Origin of the sequence: Acinetobacter sp. TWP2-2-3 (genome assembly GCF_049896445.1) — a bacterium.
In the GTDB taxonomy this organism is placed as follows: Bacteria; Pseudomonadota; Gammaproteobacteria; order Pseudomonadales; family Moraxellaceae; genus Acinetobacter.
This window is the reverse complement of record NZ_JAFCUI010000002.1, coordinates 230,073-248,626: the sequence shown is the minus strand read 5'-3', so window position 1 is coordinate 248,626 and position 18,554 is coordinate 230,073. Positions and strand designations below refer to the sequence as shown.

General features: G+C 43.0%; 21 protein-coding genes, 1 tRNA gene, 1 other RNA gene and 1 pseudogene (1 of these 24 only partly in view). 9 read left to right on the top strand and 15 right to left on the bottom strand.

Going from position 1 to position 18,554, the window contains the following annotated elements:
• Positions 1-153 carry the final stretch of a hypothetical protein gene (locus ACP7AK_RS04630; RefSeq protein WP_425878817.1) on the top strand. 663 nt of this gene lie to the left of the window's left edge, so only the last 153 of its 816 coding nucleotides appear in the window; its start codon lies off the left edge, out of view; it ends in the stop codon at positions 151-153.
• A 220-nt stretch (positions 154-373) separates the two neighbouring features.
• On the opposite strand, the gene ACP7AK_RS04625 is transcribed toward ACP7AK_RS04630, so the two are convergent.
• The 5 genes and pseudogenes from ACP7AK_RS04625 to rlmE all read right to left on the bottom strand — a co-directional run bounded on the left by ACP7AK_RS04625 (position 374) and on the right by rlmE (position 5,121).
• The gene (locus ACP7AK_RS04625) at positions 374-688 is read right to left on the bottom strand and encodes a DUF5713 family protein (RefSeq protein ID WP_004280560.1); all 315 of its coding nucleotides are present in this window, start codon (positions 686-688) and stop codon (positions 374-376) included.
• Positions 689-796: 108 nt separating this feature from the next.
• Positions 797-1,648, bottom strand: coding sequence for a dihydropteroate synthase (gene folP / locus ACP7AK_RS04620; RefSeq protein WP_005247701.1), 852 nt, complete (start codon positions 1,646-1,648; stop codon positions 797-799).
• Positions 1,649-1,726: 78 nt separating this feature from the next.
• Positions 1,727-2,341 (bottom strand): annotated as a pseudogene (locus ACP7AK_RS04615) (GNAT family N-acetyltransferase).
• Positions 2,342-2,448: 107 nt separating this feature from the next.
• Positions 2,449-4,338: an ATP-dependent zinc metalloprotease FtsH gene (ftsH, locus tag ACP7AK_RS04610; protein WP_004280565.1), complete on the bottom strand. Its 1,890-nt coding sequence runs from the start codon at positions 4,336-4,338 to the stop codon at positions 2,449-2,451.
• Between the two features lie 132 nt (positions 4,339-4,470).
• Positions 4,471-5,121, bottom strand: a complete 651-nt coding sequence (gene rlmE, locus ACP7AK_RS04605; protein WP_004645756.1) for a 23S rRNA (uridine(2552)-2'-O)-methyltransferase RlmE — start codon at positions 5,119-5,121, stop codon at positions 4,471-4,473.
• A 195-nt stretch (positions 5,122-5,316) separates the two neighbouring features.
• Between rlmE and yhbY the strand changes: the two genes are divergently transcribed.
• Both yhbY and ACP7AK_RS04595 read left to right on the top strand, forming a co-directional pair.
• On the top strand, positions 5,317-5,640 hold the full coding sequence (yhbY, locus tag ACP7AK_RS04600) for a ribosome assembly RNA-binding protein YhbY (protein ID WP_004280569.1): 324 nt from the start codon (positions 5,317-5,319) through the stop codon (positions 5,638-5,640).
• A gap of 11 nt (positions 5,641-5,651) precedes the next feature.
• A complete protein-coding gene (locus tag ACP7AK_RS04595) occupies positions 5,652-6,191 on the top strand; it encodes a DOMON-like domain-containing protein (RefSeq protein ID WP_004280571.1) in 540 nt (179 codons plus the stop codon).
• Between the two features lie 148 nt (positions 6,192-6,339).
• On the opposite strand, the gene ACP7AK_RS04590 is transcribed toward ACP7AK_RS04595, so the two are convergent.
• Both ACP7AK_RS04590 and ACP7AK_RS04585 read right to left on the bottom strand, forming a co-directional pair.
• Positions 6,340-6,561 carry a hypothetical protein gene (locus tag ACP7AK_RS04590; RefSeq protein WP_004280572.1) on the bottom strand — a complete coding sequence of 74 codons (222 nt, stop codon included), beginning with the start codon at positions 6,559-6,561 and terminating at the stop codon, positions 6,340-6,342.
• A 102-nt stretch (positions 6,562-6,663) separates the two neighbouring features.
• Positions 6,664-7,152, bottom strand: coding sequence for a hypothetical protein (locus tag ACP7AK_RS04585; RefSeq protein ID WP_005106335.1), 489 nt, complete (start codon positions 7,150-7,152; stop codon positions 6,664-6,666).
• A gap of 308 nt (positions 7,153-7,460) precedes the next feature.
• Between ACP7AK_RS04585 and carA the strand changes: the two genes are divergently transcribed.
• From carA to greA, 3 genes are all read left to right on the top strand, one after another.
• The gene (carA, locus tag ACP7AK_RS04580; protein WP_425878812.1) at positions 7,461-8,600 is read left to right on the top strand and encodes a glutamine-hydrolyzing carbamoyl-phosphate synthase small subunit; all 1,140 of its coding nucleotides are present in this window, start codon (positions 7,461-7,463) and stop codon (positions 8,598-8,600) included.
• Positions 8,601-8,613: 13 nt separating this feature from the next.
• Positions 8,614-11,844, top strand: a complete 3,231-nt coding sequence (carB, locus tag ACP7AK_RS04575) for a carbamoyl-phosphate synthase large subunit (RefSeq protein WP_425878810.1) — start codon at positions 8,614-8,616, stop codon at positions 11,842-11,844.
• Positions 11,845-11,935: 91 nt separating this feature from the next.
• The gene (gene greA / locus ACP7AK_RS04570) at positions 11,936-12,412 is read left to right on the top strand and encodes a transcription elongation factor GreA (RefSeq protein WP_004645764.1); all 477 of its coding nucleotides are present in this window, start codon (positions 11,936-11,938) and stop codon (positions 12,410-12,412) included.
• A 72-nt stretch (positions 12,413-12,484) separates the two neighbouring features.
• On the opposite strand, the gene ACP7AK_RS04565 is transcribed toward greA, so the two are convergent.
• Positions 12,485-13,078, bottom strand: a complete 594-nt coding sequence (locus tag ACP7AK_RS04565; RefSeq protein ID WP_005252554.1) for a TetR/AcrR family transcriptional regulator — start codon at positions 13,076-13,078, stop codon at positions 12,485-12,487.
• A 136-nt stretch (positions 13,079-13,214) separates the two neighbouring features.
• On the opposite strand from ACP7AK_RS04565, the gene ACP7AK_RS04560 reads away from it, so the two are divergent.
• Both ACP7AK_RS04560 and ACP7AK_RS04555 read left to right on the top strand, forming a co-directional pair.
• Complete coding sequence (locus ACP7AK_RS04560) at positions 13,215-13,610, top strand: RidA family protein (RefSeq protein ID WP_425878807.1); 396 nt, start codon at positions 13,215-13,217, stop codon at positions 13,608-13,610.
• 112 nt (positions 13,611-13,722) lie between these two features.
• Positions 13,723-14,346: a CatB-related O-acetyltransferase gene (locus ACP7AK_RS04555; protein ID WP_425878805.1), complete on the top strand. Its 624-nt coding sequence runs from the start codon at positions 13,723-13,725 to the stop codon at positions 14,344-14,346.
• Between the two features lie 9 nt (positions 14,347-14,355).
• On the opposite strand, the gene ACP7AK_RS04550 is transcribed toward ACP7AK_RS04555, so the two are convergent.
• The 5 genes from ACP7AK_RS04550 to coaD all read right to left on the bottom strand — a co-directional run bounded on the left by ACP7AK_RS04550 (position 14,356) and on the right by coaD (position 16,501).
• On the bottom strand, positions 14,356-15,090 hold the full coding sequence (locus ACP7AK_RS04550; protein ID WP_425878803.1) for a hypothetical protein: 735 nt from the start codon (positions 15,088-15,090) through the stop codon (positions 14,356-14,358).
• A 101-nt stretch (positions 15,091-15,191) separates the two neighbouring features.
• Positions 15,192-15,268: transfer RNA gene (locus tag ACP7AK_RS04545), tRNA-Met, on the bottom strand.
• 72 nt (positions 15,269-15,340) lie between these two features.
• An RNA gene (rnpB, locus tag ACP7AK_RS04540) (RNase P RNA component class A) lies at positions 15,341-15,718 on the bottom strand.
• Positions 15,719-15,744: 26 nt separating this feature from the next.
• Positions 15,745-16,008 carry a YfhL family 4Fe-4S dicluster ferredoxin gene (locus ACP7AK_RS04535; protein WP_004280584.1) on the bottom strand — a complete coding sequence of 88 codons (264 nt, stop codon included), beginning with the start codon at positions 16,006-16,008 and terminating at the stop codon, positions 15,745-15,747.
• Position 16,009: 1 nt separating this feature from the next.
• Positions 16,010-16,501: a pantetheine-phosphate adenylyltransferase gene (gene coaD / locus ACP7AK_RS04530; RefSeq protein ID WP_004280585.1), complete on the bottom strand. Its 492-nt coding sequence runs from the start codon at positions 16,499-16,501 to the stop codon at positions 16,010-16,012.
• A gap of 139 nt (positions 16,502-16,640) precedes the next feature.
• Between coaD and smpB the strand changes: the two genes are divergently transcribed.
• Positions 16,641-17,120 (top strand): SsrA-binding protein SmpB, encoded by a 480-nt coding sequence (smpB, locus tag ACP7AK_RS04525; RefSeq protein WP_004280586.1) that lies wholly within the window; start codon positions 16,641-16,643, stop codon positions 17,118-17,120.
• Between the two features lie 55 nt (positions 17,121-17,175).
• Here the strand turns inward: smpB and ACP7AK_RS04520 are convergent, their stop codons facing one another.
• Both ACP7AK_RS04520 and pgeF read right to left on the bottom strand, forming a co-directional pair.
• Positions 17,176-17,736, bottom strand: a complete 561-nt coding sequence (locus tag ACP7AK_RS04520) for a flavodoxin family protein (RefSeq protein WP_311203725.1) — start codon at positions 17,734-17,736, stop codon at positions 17,176-17,178.
• A 40-nt stretch (positions 17,737-17,776) separates the two neighbouring features.
• Entirely contained in the window at positions 17,777-18,517 is a 741-nt protein-coding gene (gene pgeF, locus ACP7AK_RS04515) for a peptidoglycan editing factor PgeF (RefSeq protein ID WP_425878800.1), read from the bottom strand.
• Positions 18,518-18,554: the final 37 nt, after the last annotated feature.

Here is an 18,554-nt window from a genome sequence, read left to right as displayed (position 1 = left end):
CAATCCAAATCAAAAACACCACAACAGATTCAAGGTCAATCGAATCTGCAGGCTTATTACCAAAACCTTTATCAGCAATGCATGAATGAAGAGCAACAATTACTCGGCTCAATTCGCTTTAATAGCTTTAAAGATTATTTGAACAGACAATAAAAAACCCTGCATCTGCAGGGTTTTCTTAAATCACCATTAATCCAAATCAAAAACACCACAACAGATTCAAGGTCAATCGAATCTGCAGGCTTATTACCAAAACCTTTATCAGCAATGCATGAATGAAGAGCAACAATTACTCGGCTCAATTCGCTTTAATAGCTTTAAAGATTATTTGAACAGACAATAAAAAACCCTGCATCTGCAGGGTTTTCTTAAATCACCATTCACGATTGGTAATCAGTTCTTCCATTTCAATCTCGAACAGGCCGTGCTCTTGCACCACCATCATCATGGCTTCGGCAATATAATCCGCGGCAGTATCATCCAGAGACGAATCCAGATCTTCGAACTGAGGTTTCATGATATTGATATCAGCCACAGTCAGATTGGCAAGCTGGTAAATTTCTTGATCTGACAAACCTGATTTAGCGACTTTTTGGGCAAAACGTTCGATGTGCTGCTTGATTTCAGCAACCAGAATATCGGGATAATACTCATCATCGAACATGGGGAGAAGTAAATCTGCAAACATTACAGGCACTCTAAAGGATGACTATCTAATCTAAGCGTGCCTATATAGCATATTGTTGCTTAAAAGCCAAACAACATTGCCAATGTAGGGATTTCCCAGCCTCGATTTTTAAACCATTTGCATAGCTTGCCAGACTTTAATCGCATCGGCTGTGACTTTAACATCATGTGCCCGTACCATACATGCACCCTGCTGAATACTCAACAAATGCGCTGTTGCTGAACCCACTGCACGCTCTTGTGGTTCTGCCCCATCCAAAACTGCTCCGATAAAGCGTTTACGTGATAAAGCAGACAAAATCGGATAGCCCATTTCTGTCAATTTATAAAACTCTTGCAACAGCTTTAAATTTTGCTGGGCATTTTTAGCGAAACCAAAACCTGGATCAATCATGATATTTTCCGCTTTTACTCCAACATCTAAAGCATCCTGAACACGTTGGGATAACTCGCGTATCACATCTTTAGTGACATCCTCATATTGATCCAGATTGTTCATGGTGGTCGGCTCACCGCGCATATGCATGATGATCACTGGAATATTGAGTTCTGCTGCGGTCTGCAATGCATTCGGCCGAGTCAAAGCACGGACATCATTCCAGATATGTGCTCCGGCCCGAACCGCTGCGCGTATGACTTCAGGTTGCGACGTATCAATCGAGAGAATGACCTTATGTTTAGCCAGTTCTTCCACCACAGGCACTACGCGGCGAATTTCTTCTTCCACTTCTACCACTGCGGCACCTGGACGGGTCGATTCACCGCCAATATCAATCACGGTCGCGCCTTCAGCGATCATTTCAAGCGCACGTGCGACTGCATCTTCTTTGTGATTATGCCGACCACCATCACTAAAAGAGTCTGGGGTGACATTGAGAATCCCCATCACATGCGGCTGGGATAAGTCCAATTTTAAATCACCAAATGTCCATACATGTGGTAACAAAGGCATCAGCTGCATGATTCAATACTCACTCAAAATAACCCCGATATTGTCTTATGGATCGCTGAATAAAGCAAAGTGGAATAAGGCTAGGACCTAGATTTCGAAGTAATTGTTTTGGGAATATTGCATCAGTTTAGTTTGTAATAATGCTTTCACATCTGCCCATTCACTTTCTAAAATACTATAGATATAGCTATCTCGAATAGTCTGTCCATCTTTACGTAGCATATGACACCTGATAATGCCATCTCGTTTGGCACCTAATGCCTCAATCGCTTTTTGGCTGGGAAGATTCAAATGATCAGTTCGAAAGCCGACCACCTGAGCATTTAAATTTTCAAAAGCATGTCTTAACAAAAGATATTTACAAACGCGATTTACATAAGCTCTGTGATAGCGCTTGGCATACCAGGTATAACCAATTTCAAAACGTGGAATTTCCGCTTTAATATCATGATAACTGGTGGTTCCAATTGCTTGGCCGGAGTTTTAATCAATTACGGCAAAAACCATTCTTTCACTTTGAGCCTGTTGTTCGAAAGCTTGAGAAAAATATTTTTTTAAGTTATGCAGATAAGGCACCGAATTATATAAAATCTTACCTAAATTTTCTTCAGCGCATGCAACCACTAAATCAGAAAAATGTTCCCAGCTCAACGGTTCAAGACGAAGCTGGTAAACACTGGATTCCAGAACAGGCATATTCATTTTTGTTTTTCTTATTCATTTTTAATCGCTCAATATAACACTCAAAAAGATATGACAAAAATGACAAGCATAAAAAAACCACCCGAAGGTGGTTTTTTTTATTGAGCTTAGTTCGCTGGCAATGGCGGAGGAGTCAGCGGACCATCATCTGGCGTTACATCAATCACAGGATTATCTGCAACATAGACTTTTGGTGGCTGAGGCTCACGACCTTCCATGATGTCACGGATTTGATCACGATCAATGGTTTCCCATTCCATCAAGGCTTTCACCATCGCATGGGCAATATCTTTTTTGCTTTCCAAGATATCGCGTGCGATTTTATATTGCTCATCTAGAATTCGACGAATTTCACGATCGACTTCTAGTTGTGTGGTTTCCGAAATACTGCGGCTACCAATACTGCCCATGAAAGATTGCTGTGCATCTTCTTCATAGACCATGACACCGAGTTTGTCCGACATACCATATTTGGTCACCATCGCACGTGCCATTTTGGTTGCACGTTCGAAGTCATTTGAAGCGCCGGTCGACATCTGGTTAATGAAGACTTCTTCAGCAATACGGCCACCAAACAAAATCGAAAGTTCATTCAACATTTTGTCTTTGTAATGGCTGGTCTGGTCAAATTCAGGCAGCTGCCAGGTAACACCTAAAGCCCAGCCACGTGGCATGATTGTCACCTTATGCACAGGATCTGTACCTGGCAAGCTTTCAGCAACAATCGCATGCCCTGCTTCATGATAAGCCGTCGCACGACGCTCTTCATCACGAAGTACCATCGATTTACGCTCAGGACCCATATACAGCTTGTCTTTTGCATCTTCAAAGTCATGCATATCGACGGTGTTTTTGTTACGGCGTGCAGCAAATAAAGCAGCTTCATTCACCAGGTTTGCTAATTGCGCACCCGAGAAGCCCGGTGTACCACGTGCAAGAACTTTAACATCCACACCTGTCACTGAAGGCAATTTTTTCAAATGTACATTCAGGATTTGTTCACGACCTTTAATGTCTGGCAAACCAACCACAACTTGACGGTCAAAACGGCCTGGACGAAGAAGTGCTTTATCCAGTACATCTGCACGGTTGGTTGCAGCAATCACGATAATGCCTTCATTGCCCTCAAAGCCGTCCATTTCAACCAGCATCTGGTTCAGTGTCTGTTCACGTTCATCGTGACCACCACCAGTACCTGAACCACGATGACGACCGACTGCATCAATCTCATCAATAAAGATGATACATGGCGCATGACGTTTCGCCTGTTCGAACATGTCACGAACACGGGATGCACCGACACCGACAAACATCTCAACGAAGTCAGAACCTGAAATACTAAAGAATGGAACTTTCGCTTCACCGGCAATGGCTTTGGCAAGTAGGGTTTTACCCGTACCTGGAGGACCCACCATTAACACACCACGTGGAATACTCGCACCCAGACGTTTAAATTTGGTTGGATCTTTCAGGAAATCTACGATTTCAACGACTTCTTGCTTGGCTTCGTCACAACCAGCAACATCAGTGAAAGTGACTTTAATCTGGTCTTCAGACAGCATTTTGGCTTTAGATTTACCAAAACTCATTGGGCCGTTTTTACCACCTGCACCGCCACCCATGTTGCGCATAAAGAACATGAATAACAAAATGATTAAAAGTACAGGGAAACTTGCAATAAGCAACTGCATGAGCAAGCCTTGACGTTGTGGTGCTTCACCTTCAACCACAACATTATTTTTAATCAGGCTTGGCATCAGTTCAGGATCCTGAACTGCCGGACGGATACTTTCAAACTCTGAACCGTTCGATTTTTCGCCACGGATTCTTTCGCCGTCAATCACAACTTGTTTAATTTGGCCAGCATTGACCGCGGCAACAAACTCTGAGTAGTTCATTGTAGTCGGTTGATTGCGGTCACTGACGTTGCTGAAGATTAACACCAGCACACCCAGTATCACGAGCCACAATACGGCATTCTTAAAAAGATCGCTCAAAGCTTTATTCCCATTCCAATCTAATTTGATCATGCCCTGTTCAGGGTGACCTTAATACTTAAGCTGTAAATCAACTTACAATTATCTGAAAACGTACAAAATGCACAATTTTTAACGACTTGGCAAGTAGACTTATTTTAAAGCCTTCTTACGTCCCTGCCCGATCAGGAAAACTTCCTTGGAGCGAGCACGTGATGCCAAAGGTTTAGATGTTTTCAGAACATCAAAACTATCAACCACTTGCTTACGGAATTCGTCAAAACCTGAACCTTGGAAAACTTTTACCACAAATTGACCTTTAGGGCCTAGCACCTTGTTGGCAAAATCCAGTGCAAGTTCACACAAGTAAATCTGACGCGGTTGATCTACAGCCTTATTACCTGATGTATTGGGGGCCATATCTGAAATTACAACGTCTACAGTACGACCATCTAAAATTTCTAACAATTGCTGGAAGACTTCTTCTTCACGAAAGTCGCCTTGCAAGAAAGTCACATCAGGTAATGCATCCATTGGTAAAATGTCAGATGCAATCAATAAACCCTTGTCACCGACTAGCTTACCTGCGATTTGTGACCAACTCCCGGGAGCTGCACCCAAGTCGACTACGGTCATGCCGGGTTTGATGATCTTGTACTTTTCTTGCATCTCTAAGAGCTTATATGCTGCACGCGCACGATAGCCGTCCTTTTGTGCCTTTTTCACATAAGGATCGTCTAAATGCTCTCTCATCCAATCACGACTACTTTTAGATAACTTTTGGTTGGTAATGCGTGTAGCCATAACTCTCTAAATAAAAAAACGTCTAATTATTAATTGTACGTGAAAAAGACATATTTTGCAGTATACATGTGTATCTAAATCTAGGAGTTTTGCTCGTTATGAAGAGATATTGGAAATGATTATTTCCTGATAATTTAAAGCGTTTGTTTTTTGCTTTTGCTATACTAAGCCGTTTTAAAATTCAGGTTATCTCTCATGGCGTCTTTATCTATTCAGGAACGTAAGCGTTTACGTCAAATCGGACATGCTTTAAACCCGGTCGTTATGCTGGGTGACAAAGGCCTGACTGAAAATGTCATCGAAGAATTGGCGCGTGCTTTAAACGATCACGAACTGATTAAAGTAAAAATCGTAGCTGAAGATCGTGAAGCGCGTGCAGCATTGATTGCTGAAATTTCAGAAGCGACTGGTGCCGAAGTAGTTCAAACTATTGGTAAAATTGCGCTGCTTTACAAAAAAGCTGCGAAACAAAACCAAAAATTGTCCAACCTTGTCCGTTTCGCTCATCTGTCTAACTAAGTACAGGACTTATGGCAAGTTACGAACTTAGCGCATTTGATCGCCGTTTTCAGGCCATCTCTCTGGTTGCCGCCATTGAACAGCAAGGCCCATGCAATTTAAATGTGGGCTTCTGGATCCGTGATCCCAATCAGTACATCTTGTGGCCCGACATGGTGACGGCACATCCCCGTCAGGATTTCCTGTGGGAACAGACCTGCTTTGAAATTTTTATTGGGGTTCAGGGCGAAGATTTTTATCGTGAGATTAATCTTTCCCCTTCTCAGGCCTGGCAGGCTTATCAATTTGAAGAATACCGTTATCCTGAAGATATGCCACCGCAAGCTGCGGATGATATTGAGCTGAATCAGCTCAAACGTACGCATTATGGTCTTAATGTCAGTGTAGATCTGACTGATTTTATGGCAACACATAAACTGAAATGGGAAAACTTGTTCCTGGGTTTATCTGCTGTTTTAAAAACCTCACAAGGTGATCAATACTATGCCATGCAGCATAGTAGTCCTCAGGCAGATTTTCATAATAAACGTGACTGGTTGCATGTATTTTAAATAGATTGACGCTGTGCATCAGCTATTTAAAGTGTAACAGGCGAATACAACGTGAGACTTAAAGTCTCACGTTTTTGTTTATTGCTCAACAATGATTGATCCTCTGTATAATTATTTTAGATTTTTTATTGTTTTCAACGTTCATATTTTAATGATGTAGATGATGCTGCTCCTGAATAGATTTCACAGCAGCATAAAGAATAAAAGCAAAAGTAATGATCATCAGAAGAATGGTCCCAAACACCAGTCCCAGCACTCCCAAACATAATACGATTACACCTAGATAAAGTATGCGCCCCAATCCGCTTTCCAGATTCAGTAGCATGATCAATATCAGTAAAATAAGTACACCTACAAAATGCTGTTGCATCGTGACCCCCTTTAATTGTTATTGTGAGTCCGTTTTGCTGCATAAAGACAAAGGAGAACATTTGATTGTTCTCCTTTTTAAATAGCGGCCTTTCAGCGCAGCCTAACTTTTCAGCTCAGGACTTTTGTCTGAGCTCTCTGTTTTCACCACGGGTTTGACTTTTTTCAGTACTTCAATGGTACTGTCCTTAGAACGTTTAAAAGTATCGGTCAGATGTTCCTTATGCTTGGTCGAAATCTGACTGACATCTTCTTTCAGCTCTTTACCCAGATTGGATAGGTCTTCAACGACAGCGTTGAATTCTGTCTTGATAAAGCTTTTCAATTCGGTTAATTCTTTCTGCGAACCGAAAATCTGCTCCTTCAAAGTATCAATACGCTGTAACACCTCCTGCTTAAATTGACGCAATTGTTCCTGCACAGTGTCGCTTAACTGCTTGGCTTCAACTTCAAGCTTTTCCTTACTTTCCTCGATGGTTTCAATTGCCTGATCTTTAGCCTCGACTGCTACTTTTTCAAGCTTCTCGGCAGTTTCAGTCACCACGCTCGGAGTGATTTTTTTAGATGTAGTAGATTTAGGTGCTGTAGCCATCTGTCTTGTTCCTATTGTTATATCGACTAAGCTATATTAGTAGATTTGATAAAAATTAAGATTTGATTTGTCTGACAATTATTAATTGCTTACATTTTTTCACATTGCCTACAAAACAGACTTCCATGCAAAAAGCAAGCCATTTATCTCATACTTTCGCTGCAAAGCCGTTGGACTTTAAGGGTCGTTCTGCGTATAATGCCGTGTTAAGTTCAAGCGAGCAGACATAGGAGGGTAGGTTTAAAAATTAGCCTTCCTTTTTTTTCGTCTTCTCGCTTTTTTACAGCCTAAATTTCAGGAGCTTTGGTTTGAGCACCCCAGCAATTTTAGCCCTTGCCGACGGAACTATCTTTAAAGGTACTTCGATTGGCGCATCGGGTAGTACGACTGGTGAAGTCGTTTTCAACACTGCCATGACTGGCTATCAAGAAATTTTGACTGACCCGAGTTATGCACAGCAACTTGTGACACTGACTTACCCTCATATCGGTAACACAGGCTGTAATGAAGAAGACACTGAATCAGGTCGTATTCATAAGGTTTGGGCTAACGGATTGATCATTCGCGACCTGCCTTTACTGCACAGTAACTTCCGTTCAACCCAATCATTAGCTGAATATTTGGTACAACACAATGTTGTGGCAATTGCGGATATCGACACGCGTAAACTGACACGTATCCTACGTGACAAAGGTGCACAAAATGGCTGTATCCTTGCTGGCGAAAATATCACTGAAGCTGAAGCGCTTGAAAAAGCACGTGCATTTGGTGGTTTAAACGGTTTAGACCTGGCAAAAGAATGTTGCGACCCTGAAGGTTTTGAATGGACTGAAGGCTCTTGGACATTAGGCAAAGGTTTCTCTCAACCAGAAGCTAAATTCCATGTTGTTGCATACGATTACGGTGTCAAAACCAACATCTTACGTATGCTCGCAGACCGCGGTTGTAAACTGACTGTTGTGCCGGCGCAAACTCCTGCTGCTGATGTACTTGCACTGAATCCAGATGGCGTGTTCCTTTCGAACGGTCCTGGTGATCCGGCTGCATGTGACTACGCAATTGAAGCTGTAAAAACAATTGTAGAAACCACTGAAATTCCAGTATTTGGTATCTGCCTGGGTCACCAGATCCTTGCGCTTGCAAGTGGTGCTAAAACCTTAAAAATGCCTCACGGCCACCACGGTGCGAACCATCCTGTACAAAATCTTGATAACGGTACAGTGATGATTACTTCTCAAAACCATGGCTTCGCAGTCGATGAAAGCAATCTGCCTGATGTGTTGCGTGTAACGCATCGCTCACTGTTTGATGGCACCAACCAAGGTATCCATCGTACAGACAAACCTGCGTTCAGCTTCCAGGGTCACCCTGAAGCAAGCCCGGGTCCACATGACTGCGCACCATTGTTCGATCATTTCATCGAACTTATCGAAGCATCTAAGAAGTAATTAAGGAAGCATCATGGCTAAACGTACTGACATTAAAAGCATCTTGATTATTGGTGCTGGTCCGATTGTCATCGGTCAAGCATGTGAGTTTGACTACTCAGGTGCTCAAGCATGTAAAGCCCTTCGTGAAGAAGGTTACCGCGTTATTTTGGTCAACTCGAACCCAGCGACCATCATGACCGACCCAACCATGGCGGATGCAACTTACATTGAGCCAATTACTTGGCAAACTGTTGCAGCGATCATTGAGAAAGAACGTCCAGATGCTGTTCTTCCAACCATGGGTGGTCAAACGGCATTGAACTGTGCCCTTGCCCTCGATGAGCACGGCATTTTAGAGAAATTCAATGTTGAATTGATCGGTGCAACCAAAGAAGCGATTGAAAAAGCTGAAGACCGTAAACTGTTCGACCAGGCAATGCGTAAAATTGGTCTTGAATGTCCAAAAGCTGACGTTGCTGAGTCAATGGAACATGCTTTAGAAATTCAAGCACGTTTCGGCTTCCCAGTAATTATCCGTCCATCATTCACCATGGGTGGTTCTGGTGGCGGTATCGCATACAACAAAGAAGAATTTATCGAGATTTGTGAACGTGGTTTCGATCTTTCTCCGACTAAACAATTATTGATTGATGAATCTTTAATTGGCTGGAAAGAATACGAGATGGAAGTTGTTCGTGACAAAAACGACAACTGTATCATTGTATGTACCATTGAAAACTTTGATCCAATGGGCGTACACACTGGTGACTCAATCACTGTTGCCCCTGCTCAAACGCTTACAGATAAAGAATTCCAGTTACTACGTAACGCTTCTCTAGCAGTTCTTCGTGAAATTGGTGTTGAAACAGGTGGTTCTAACGTACAGTTCGGTATTTGTCCAAATACTGGTCGTATGGTCGTGATCGAGATGAACCCACGTGTATCACGTTCATCTGCACTTGCTTCTAAAGCAACTGGTTTCCCGATTGCAAAAATCGCAGCGAAACTGGCTGTAGGTTATACCCTTGATGAGTTGAAAAACGACATTACTGGCGGTACAACGCCTGCATCGTTCGAACCTGCAATCGACTACGTTGTAACCAAGATTCCTCGTTTCAACTTCGAAAAATTCCCACAAGCTGATGCGACACTGACGACTCAGATGAAATCTGTCGGTGAAGTGATGGCGATTGGCCGTAACTTCCAGGAATCTGTACAAAAAGCCCTTCGTGGTCTTGAAGTGGGCGCTTCTGGTTTTGACGAAAAGGTTGAAGTGGGTGCTGAAGGCGCGCGCGACAAAATCTTGCAAGAACTTAAAGTGCCAGGTCCAGAGCGTATCTGGTACGTGGGCGATGCATTCCGTCACGGCTTTACTTTAGACGAAGTATTCGCTGCAACGAACATTGACCGCTGGTTCTTGATTCAAATCGAAGACATCATCAAAACTGAAAACCAAATCAAAACTTTAGGTTTTGGCGACTTGAATGCGGACAACATCCGTGGATTCAAACGTAAAGGTTTATCAGATCTTCGCATTGCCGACTTGATGGGCATTTCACAAAAACAATTCCGTAAACACCGTTGGAACTTGGGCGTAACTCCAGTTTACAAACGTGTCGATACATGTGCTGCAGAATTCGAATCTGATACAGCTTACATGTACTCAACTTACGATGAAGAATGTGAAGCCAATCCGTCTGCGAAAGACAAGATCATGGTGATCGGTGGCGGTCCTAACCGTATTGGTCAAGGGATCGAATTCGATTACTGCTGTGTACACGCTGCCCTTGCAATGCGTGAAGACGGTTATGAAACCATCATGGTGAACTGTAATCCTGAAACAGTTTCAACGGATTACGACACTTCAGATCGTCTGTACTTCGAACCGATCACACTTGAAGACGTGCTTGAAATCGTACGTATCGAGAAGCCTAAAGGCATTATCGTTCAGTACGGTGGTCAAACACCTTTGAAATTGGCGCGTGCTCTAGAAGAAGCTGGTGCGCCAATCATTGGTACATCACCTGACGCGATTGACCGTGCAGAAGACCGTGAACGTTTCCAGCAAATGATTCAACGTCTGCAACTTCGTCAACCAAACAACAGCATTGTAAAATCTGCTGAAGAAGGTATGGCTGAAGCGTCTAAAGTAGGCTATCCATTAGTGGTACGTCCTTCTTACGTGCTTGGTGGTCGTGCGATGGAAATCGTGTACAACGATGAAGAACTCAAACGCTACTTACGTGATGCGGTTCAAGCATCAAACGAAGCACCTGTTCTGCTTGACCGTTTCTTAGATGATGCGATCGAAGTTGACGTAGACTGCGTATCTGACGGTAAAGACGTGGTGATTGGCGGCATCATGCAGCACATTGAACAAGCGGGTATTCACTCAGGTGACTCAGCATGTTCGATTCCTCCTTACTCTCTCTCTAAAGAGATTCAGGACGAAATGCGTCGTCAAACCGTTGCAATGGCAAAAGAGCTTGGCGTAATCGGTTTGATGAACGTTCAGTTTGCGGTTAAAGGTGAAGACGTTTACATTCTGGAAGTGAACCCACGTGCATCACGTACTGTGCCATTCGTTTCTAAATGTATCGGCGAATCTTTAGCGAAAGTTGCTGCACGTTGTATGGCGGGTCAATCTCTAGAATCTCAAGGCTTCACCTCAGAGATTATTCCTGAACACTTCTCTGTCAAAGAAGCGGTGTTCCCGTTCAACAAATTCCCTGGTGTTGACCCGATCCTTGGCCCTGAGATGAAATCGACTGGCGAAGTGATGGGCGTTGGTAAAACATTTGGTGAAGCGTTCTATAAAGCTGTTTTAGGTGCAAACGAGCGTTTACCAGGTCTTCCAACTGAAGGCGAAGTGAAACACGCATTTATCTCTGTACGTGACTCAGATAAACCACGTGCGGCAGGTATCGCAAAACAATTGATTGACCTAGGCTTCAAGATTCTTGCAACTGATGGTACATTTAAAGTGATTAGCGATGCTGGTCTTGAATGTGAACGTGTCAATAAAGTGACTGAAGGTCGTCCTAACATTGTGGACCGTATTAAAAACGGCGAAATCCACCTTGTGATTAACACGACTGAAGGCAAAAAGGCACAAGAAGACTCATTCTCGATCCGTCGTTCAGCACTTCAAGGTAAAGTGTATAACACAACTACATTGAATGGTGCGGATGCAGTATGCCAAGCTTTAGCAATTAAATTGCCAATGGATGTATATCGTTTGCAAGACCTAACTAAAGGTTAATTCACTTCCAAGAAGTCCCGCCACCTTCTTGGTGGCGGGCTTTTTTTTATTTATAGATTTTATATCTTTCAACTGACTTTTGAGGGACAACATGCAACGTTATCCTATGACACCTGAAGGCAAAATTGCCTTAGAGAAAGAATTACACCAACTGAAAACAGTGGATCGTCCACGTATCACAGCTTCAATTGCAGAAGCGCGTGAACACGGCGACTTAAAAGAAAATGCAGAATACCATGCAGCACGTGAACAGCAAGGCTTCTGTGAAGGTCGTATTCAGGACATCGAAGGCAAACTGGGTGCAGCTCAGGTGATCGATGTCAAAGAACTTGAACAGAATGGTCGTGTGGTTTTTGGTGTAACGGTCACGATTGAAAATCTGGATACTGAAGAACAGAAAACCTATAAAATTGTAGGTGATGACGAAGCAGACTTTAAGATCAACAAGATCTCTGTGAACTCGCCAATTGCACGTGGTCTTTTAGGTAAAAACGAAGGCGACGATGTGAAAATCAATACACCAAACGGTGAAGTTGAATACGAAATTGTGAAAGTTGAATATCTTTAAAATTTAAAGCTGTTTAATTTAAAGCCCCTCGATTGAGGGGTTTTTTACCTTTATCTGCTTCCTACAAACGAATTAGCTCTGGGCTTCTTTTAAAAACCCCGATGCAAATAAATTAAATGCATGTAAAGCCTCAGGGAGTACCTGCTCAGGATGTTCGCTAGAAGCCACCCAGAGGGCTGCATTCATTGCAGCACCATTTAAAAATACCGCAGCAGCTTCCGGATCAACTGTTTTAATTCGATCTGCTACCAATAATTGCTCAACACATTCACGCGTGGACTGCAAACATCTGTTTTGACTTGGCCAGTGTGCAGGATCACCCAATACCGCAGGCCCATCGCGCAATACAATGCGCTGGAATTCAGAGTTTAAGGCATTTTGAATATAGGTCCGCCCTTCCAGCATCAATCCTTCCCACAGATCATCAGGCTGCTCCAGATGTTGCTGCGCAGATGAAGCCATTTCCGAATCGATCTGGTCGACCACTGCAGCAAATAAGCCTTTTTTATCACCAAAATGATGATACAGCGCACCACGAGTCAGCCCTGCTTCTGCCGTGAGCTTATCCATTGAAGTGCCAGCATAACCATATTCCGCAAACGCACGGCGTGCCACTTCTATCAGTTTCTTGCGGGTTTCCGCCATCTTTTGTTCACGAACAGACATGAATTACTTTACCTCATCATCATAAAAATTTTAATTGACATACGGACCGTATGTCAATTATGTTTACATACGAAGCGTATGTGAAAGTCAAGTTGCTTTCACTCACTTATAAATTAGACATTGAATGAGGATAGACATGACTAGAACTGCGATATTTCCCCAAGACCGCCATGCCCTGTATGAACAGCATGGTTATTCTGCTGCAATCAAATCGGAAGACTTACTTTTTGTTTCTGGTCAGGTCGGTAGCCGTGAGGATGGTTCACCTGAACCAGATTTCGAGAAACAGGTAGAACGGGCTTTTAAAAACTTAGCTGCAACTTTGGCAGCGGCTGGTTGTACTTTCGATGATATTGTTGATGTCACCACCTTTCACACTGATCCAGAACAGCAGTTCGAAAGCATCATGAAAGTTAAAAATCAGGTGTTTACGCAAAAGCCTTATCCTAATTGGACAGCTGTTGGCGTGACTTGGCTGGCAGGTTTTGATTTTGAAATTAAAGTCATTGCCCGTATTCCTCGTAGCACTTAAGCAAGGTCAGCATGTGCTTTAATATTCGATTCACTGGCTAAATTAAGATTGTTGATTCAGCTTAAAGTGCAATTCGGTATAATGGCGCATTCCTTGTGGTTATAGCCTCCTCATGTCTGAAAAGTTAATTAATTCTCCTGTGAATCATTGGTGTGAATTTGAGTTCATCTCAAAAACGGTGAAAAATCCGAATATCCATATCAAGGGGAATTATTCGTATTATTCAGCCTATTGGGATCAGGGTTTTGAGCGCTGTGTAGTGCGTTATTTACATGAAAAACCTGCAACGCCAGAGAAGCCGATTGATCAGCTTTATATTGGCAATTTCGTCTGTTTTGGCGCTGAATGCGTGATTATGATGGGTGGCAACCAGTTACATCGTACTGACTGGATTTCAGCTTTTCCTTTCGATACACGTAGTTTTGTGCCTGCTGGCGATACTGTTATTGACGATGGCTGCTGGATTGGCTCACGCGCGATGATTATGCAAGGTGTGAAGCTTGGTGAAGGTGCTGTAGTGGCGACAGGCGCAATTGTGACCAAAGATGTGCCTCCGTATGCGGTCGTAGGCGGTGTACCTGCAAAAATTATTAAATACCGCTTCCCACAAGAAGATATAGAAAAAGTACTCTCTCTAAAAATCTATGATATAGATGAAAAACAGTTTTTAAAAATGCGCGAGCAGTTGCAAACGCATGATGTTGAATTATTGATAAAGTTCATAAATAAAGTTTAAGAAAATGATTCACTCAACAATACAAACCTCTGTCAATATCTTTGAGTCTACATCCTTACGCAAAGTAATTTTAAATTTTTCACTAAACTTTCTTGAATATATATTTTCATAGGTTAGAAGTATATTTCTAACACATACAGCACCTTGATCAAATAATTCCTCTTCAGTCTCACTCAATACATCAGTAATGTGAATATATTTTTTTTCAAAGTAAGGTTTGATTATTGGAGCATAGTCAAGATCTTTCTCTAAGTCAGGAAATAATGTTAAATTTTTAGCAGGATTATCTGTAGCATTACTAATTCTAAAGTCTAAGCAGTGTTTATATGATTGTGCTTCCACAGTACAAGTTATTGTAAGAATTGGCTTGACTGACTGATGTTTATCCTCAATATCAAGACGTTGATATTCTGCTAATAATTTTTGCTGTTCAACCGTTTCCTGCATTTCTTTTATTTGCAAGTTTAAAGCTGTACTAGTTTTCTGTAATTCAACCGCTTGCATCTTCAAAGCTTCAGAATTCTGCTCAAGCCCTTTACCTTGTTGATAAAATCCTCTTACCAACCAAAAAAATGCCAAAGGTGCAAAAGCACCTGCAATAAAATCCCCGAACTCATTTAGATCTTTAGGCAGCACGCCATTGTGAATTTTAAAATATATAAAAATTAACCATCCAATAGTTATCGCCCACGACAAACAACTTCCAATGTTTTCTTTAATCCACTTAATAAGATTTTGATTCATTATTTTTAAAATTCAGTTGCTTATTTTCCAATCATCTTATCATTTTAATTTTCTGAAGCCATAAAAAAACCCACTCAATCGGAGCGGGTTTTTTCAGAATATGGTGGCTATGACGAGACTTGAACTTGTGACCCCCGCATTATGAGTGCGGTGCTCTAACCAACTGAGCTACATAGCCTTAAACTGTGCGCGCATTATGGGATTTTCTGTAAATCACGTCAACCCCATATTGTGCTGTTTGATCAAAATTTGTTGAAGTGAGCCGATAAGCCGGGTTCTGTCGTGAACGATCATTCCTCTAGGCGCACAATCACTCATGCGCTCAAGCGACCTACCCGAATCCAGCATGGGCCATGCCTAATGGATTCCTATTTGGTCTTGCTTCCGGTGGGGTTTACCTCGCCATGAACTGTTACCAGCCATGCGGTGCGCTCTTACCGCACCCTTTCACCCTTACCTTCGATTCCGATTGCTCGAAAACATAATGAAGGCGGTCTTCTCTCTGCTGCACTTGCCGTCGGTTTACACCGCCCAGGCGTTACCTGGCACCTTGCCCTATGAAGCCCGGACTTTCCTCCCCTGCTTCAATCACGGAGATCTCCACAGCAGCGATCGTCTGGCTCACTTCGAGCGGCATAGTATCAAATATCGAGACTAATTGCTTGATGTTTTTTGAGCAGTCAGTTTTTCATACTTGGCTTGCAGCTGTTCCTGCGTTTCGACATGATTCGGATCCAGTGGAATACAATCCACCGGACAGAACAGCTGGCACTGCGGTTGATCATGATGTCCGACGCATTCTGTACATAAATCTGGATGAATCTCATAAATGAGTTCACCCATATAGATGGCCTCATTCGGGCATACAGGTTCACAGACATCACAATTAATACATTCATCGGTGATATATAAAGACACGCTACCAACCTTGTTGAAGTTTACGCTCGAAGGCAGCAACCACGTTTGGTGGTACAAACTTGGTCACATCACCTCTTAATCGAGCAATTTCACGCACCAAAGTGGATGAAATAAAAGAATATTGTTCTGAAGGAGTTAAAAATACCGCTTCAAAATGGGAGTCCAGCTGACGGTTCATATTGGCCAGCTGAAATTCATACTCAAAATCAGACACTGCACGCAAACCACGCAATACAGCAGTCGCCTTTTGCTCACGGAAAAAATTGACGAGCAAACCATCAAAACCTACAAATTCAACATTGTCCAAATGACTCAATGACTCTTTCGCCAATGCGACACGCTCTTCCAGACTAAATACCGGATTTTTATGATGACCGATGGCAATGGCTACCACAACTTCATCAAACATTCGCGCTGCGCGGGTTACCAAATCAATATGTCCATTGGTAATTGGATCAAAAGTCCCCGGATAAATCACACGAGTTTTAGACATCCATTTGTACTCTGTTTGTTATGTAGAATCTTATTTTAGCAAAAACTTGTTTTTTTGGTGAATAATCCTCATTAATTTAAAAAACTTCACCTTATTTCTAGTTGCGGTACAATAGCAGCACGTTTGGAAGTATCAGATTATGGCGAAAGCATCTATTGTAGTAAAAAAAAATAATGGCGGTACCATTGCACTGAATAAACGTGCCCGCCACGATTATTTTATTGAAGAGAAATTTGAAGCGGGGCTTTCATTAAAAGGCTGGGAAGTCAAATCAATGCGCGCTGGTCGCATGACCATTGTAGAAAGTTATATTACCTTTAAAAATGGTGAAGCGTTCTTGTTTGGTGCACAGGTTCAGCCCTTGTTAAGTGCTTCGACCCATGTGGTGCCTGAAGCAACCCGTACCCGCAAACTGTTGCTGAATCGCCGTGAAATTGAAAAGTTGATGGGTGCGATTAACCAGAAAGGTTATTCCTGCGTTCCACTGGCCTGTTACTGGAAAGGTCCACATGCCAAGCTGGAAATTGCCCTGGTGAAAGGTAAGCAGCTTCATGACAAACGTGCAACCGAGAAAGACCGTGACTGGCAACGTGATAAAGCACGAATTTTCCATAAATAATGGATTAAAAGTTGAATATAAAAAAACCTCCGCATTCGGAGGTTTTTTTATGATTTTAAGTATGGTTATTTAGTCGGGCTAGAGTAAGGGCAATATATTCCCCAAACCAGAACGCGGTTTTTAAATCGCCCTCAGGTGGGGTGACTTCAACCGGGGCATTATCCGACTGGGTCATTAAACCCAAAAAGCTCGACATCCGGTTCAGATCGGTCACAGCACGACCTGTCGGCATTAATGGCAAGCCACTCCATAGCATACCGTGCTGCATCGCAAACAAGTTGATTTGCTGCAGGACCGCCAGCTTATCGCCACTGAGTCCGCCACCATTGGTAAAGGCGGCAGCCAGTTTGCCCTGCCAAGTACGTGCCAACCAGCGCTTGGAAGATTGTTCCATAAACAGCTTCATGGCAGAGGTTAGACTGCCCATATAGGTCGGACAGCCAAATACAATTGCATCGGCGGCGTCCAGCACATCCCAGTCTATATGTTCGACATTCATCATATGCACCTGAACACCGGTTTCCCGTGCACCATCGGCAATAAAATTTGCCACTTTAGCCGTGTGTCCATAAGGACTATGATAAACAATCGCAACAGATTTGGAAGATAGGGACATAACGCTCAAAAGCCAAAAAAATCAGTTAAGTTTAACATTTTCATGCCATAAACACGAATGTCGCCATACGCCCCGTTTTAGCTTCGCGGCGATAAGAAAAATATTCATCTGCTTGACGATAAGAACACTGATCCCCACCCAATACGGTATTTATGCCGTGTTGCTGCAAGATATAATGCGCAATGGCATACAGGTCAGCATAATATTTACCTGCCTGTTCACCGGCCTGAAATGCACTGTCTAGTTCAGGATATTTACTGCAAAAAGCAGCTTTTACTTCAGCGCCAATCTCGAAACATGGCTGACTAATGGCCGCCCCAAGCCAGGCCCAGGTCGGCGGAGTCTGCATGGCTGCGATGGTATTTTCGACAATACCACCCGCCAGACCACGCCAACCGGCATGCAAATTGGCAACTTCCGTACCTTTCGCATTTCCCAGTACCACAGGTAAACAGTCTGCAGTCATCATCATCAAGGCATGCGCCTTGCGCTGCGTCACCAGACCATCTCCGACCAGTGCGGTAAATGGCATCTGCTCATTAATGCTATGACAAATGGTGCTATGCGTCTGGGTCATCCAGGTAATCTTATCTACGCCAAAGGCAGCGAAATCCTGCAATAAAGCCATACGATGCTGTTGTACCCGTAGCGCATTATCCTGCACATGCAAGGCCAAGTTAAAACCTGCAAGCTCAGGCTGTGCGGATGGCTGTACTTTCGCATGGTGAACGCGAGTCTGGCCGACATACACACCTTGTGGAAGTCCTAGTACAAATTGCATCTCGATTCCTTGCTTTTACGCGAGCTAAATAAAAAGA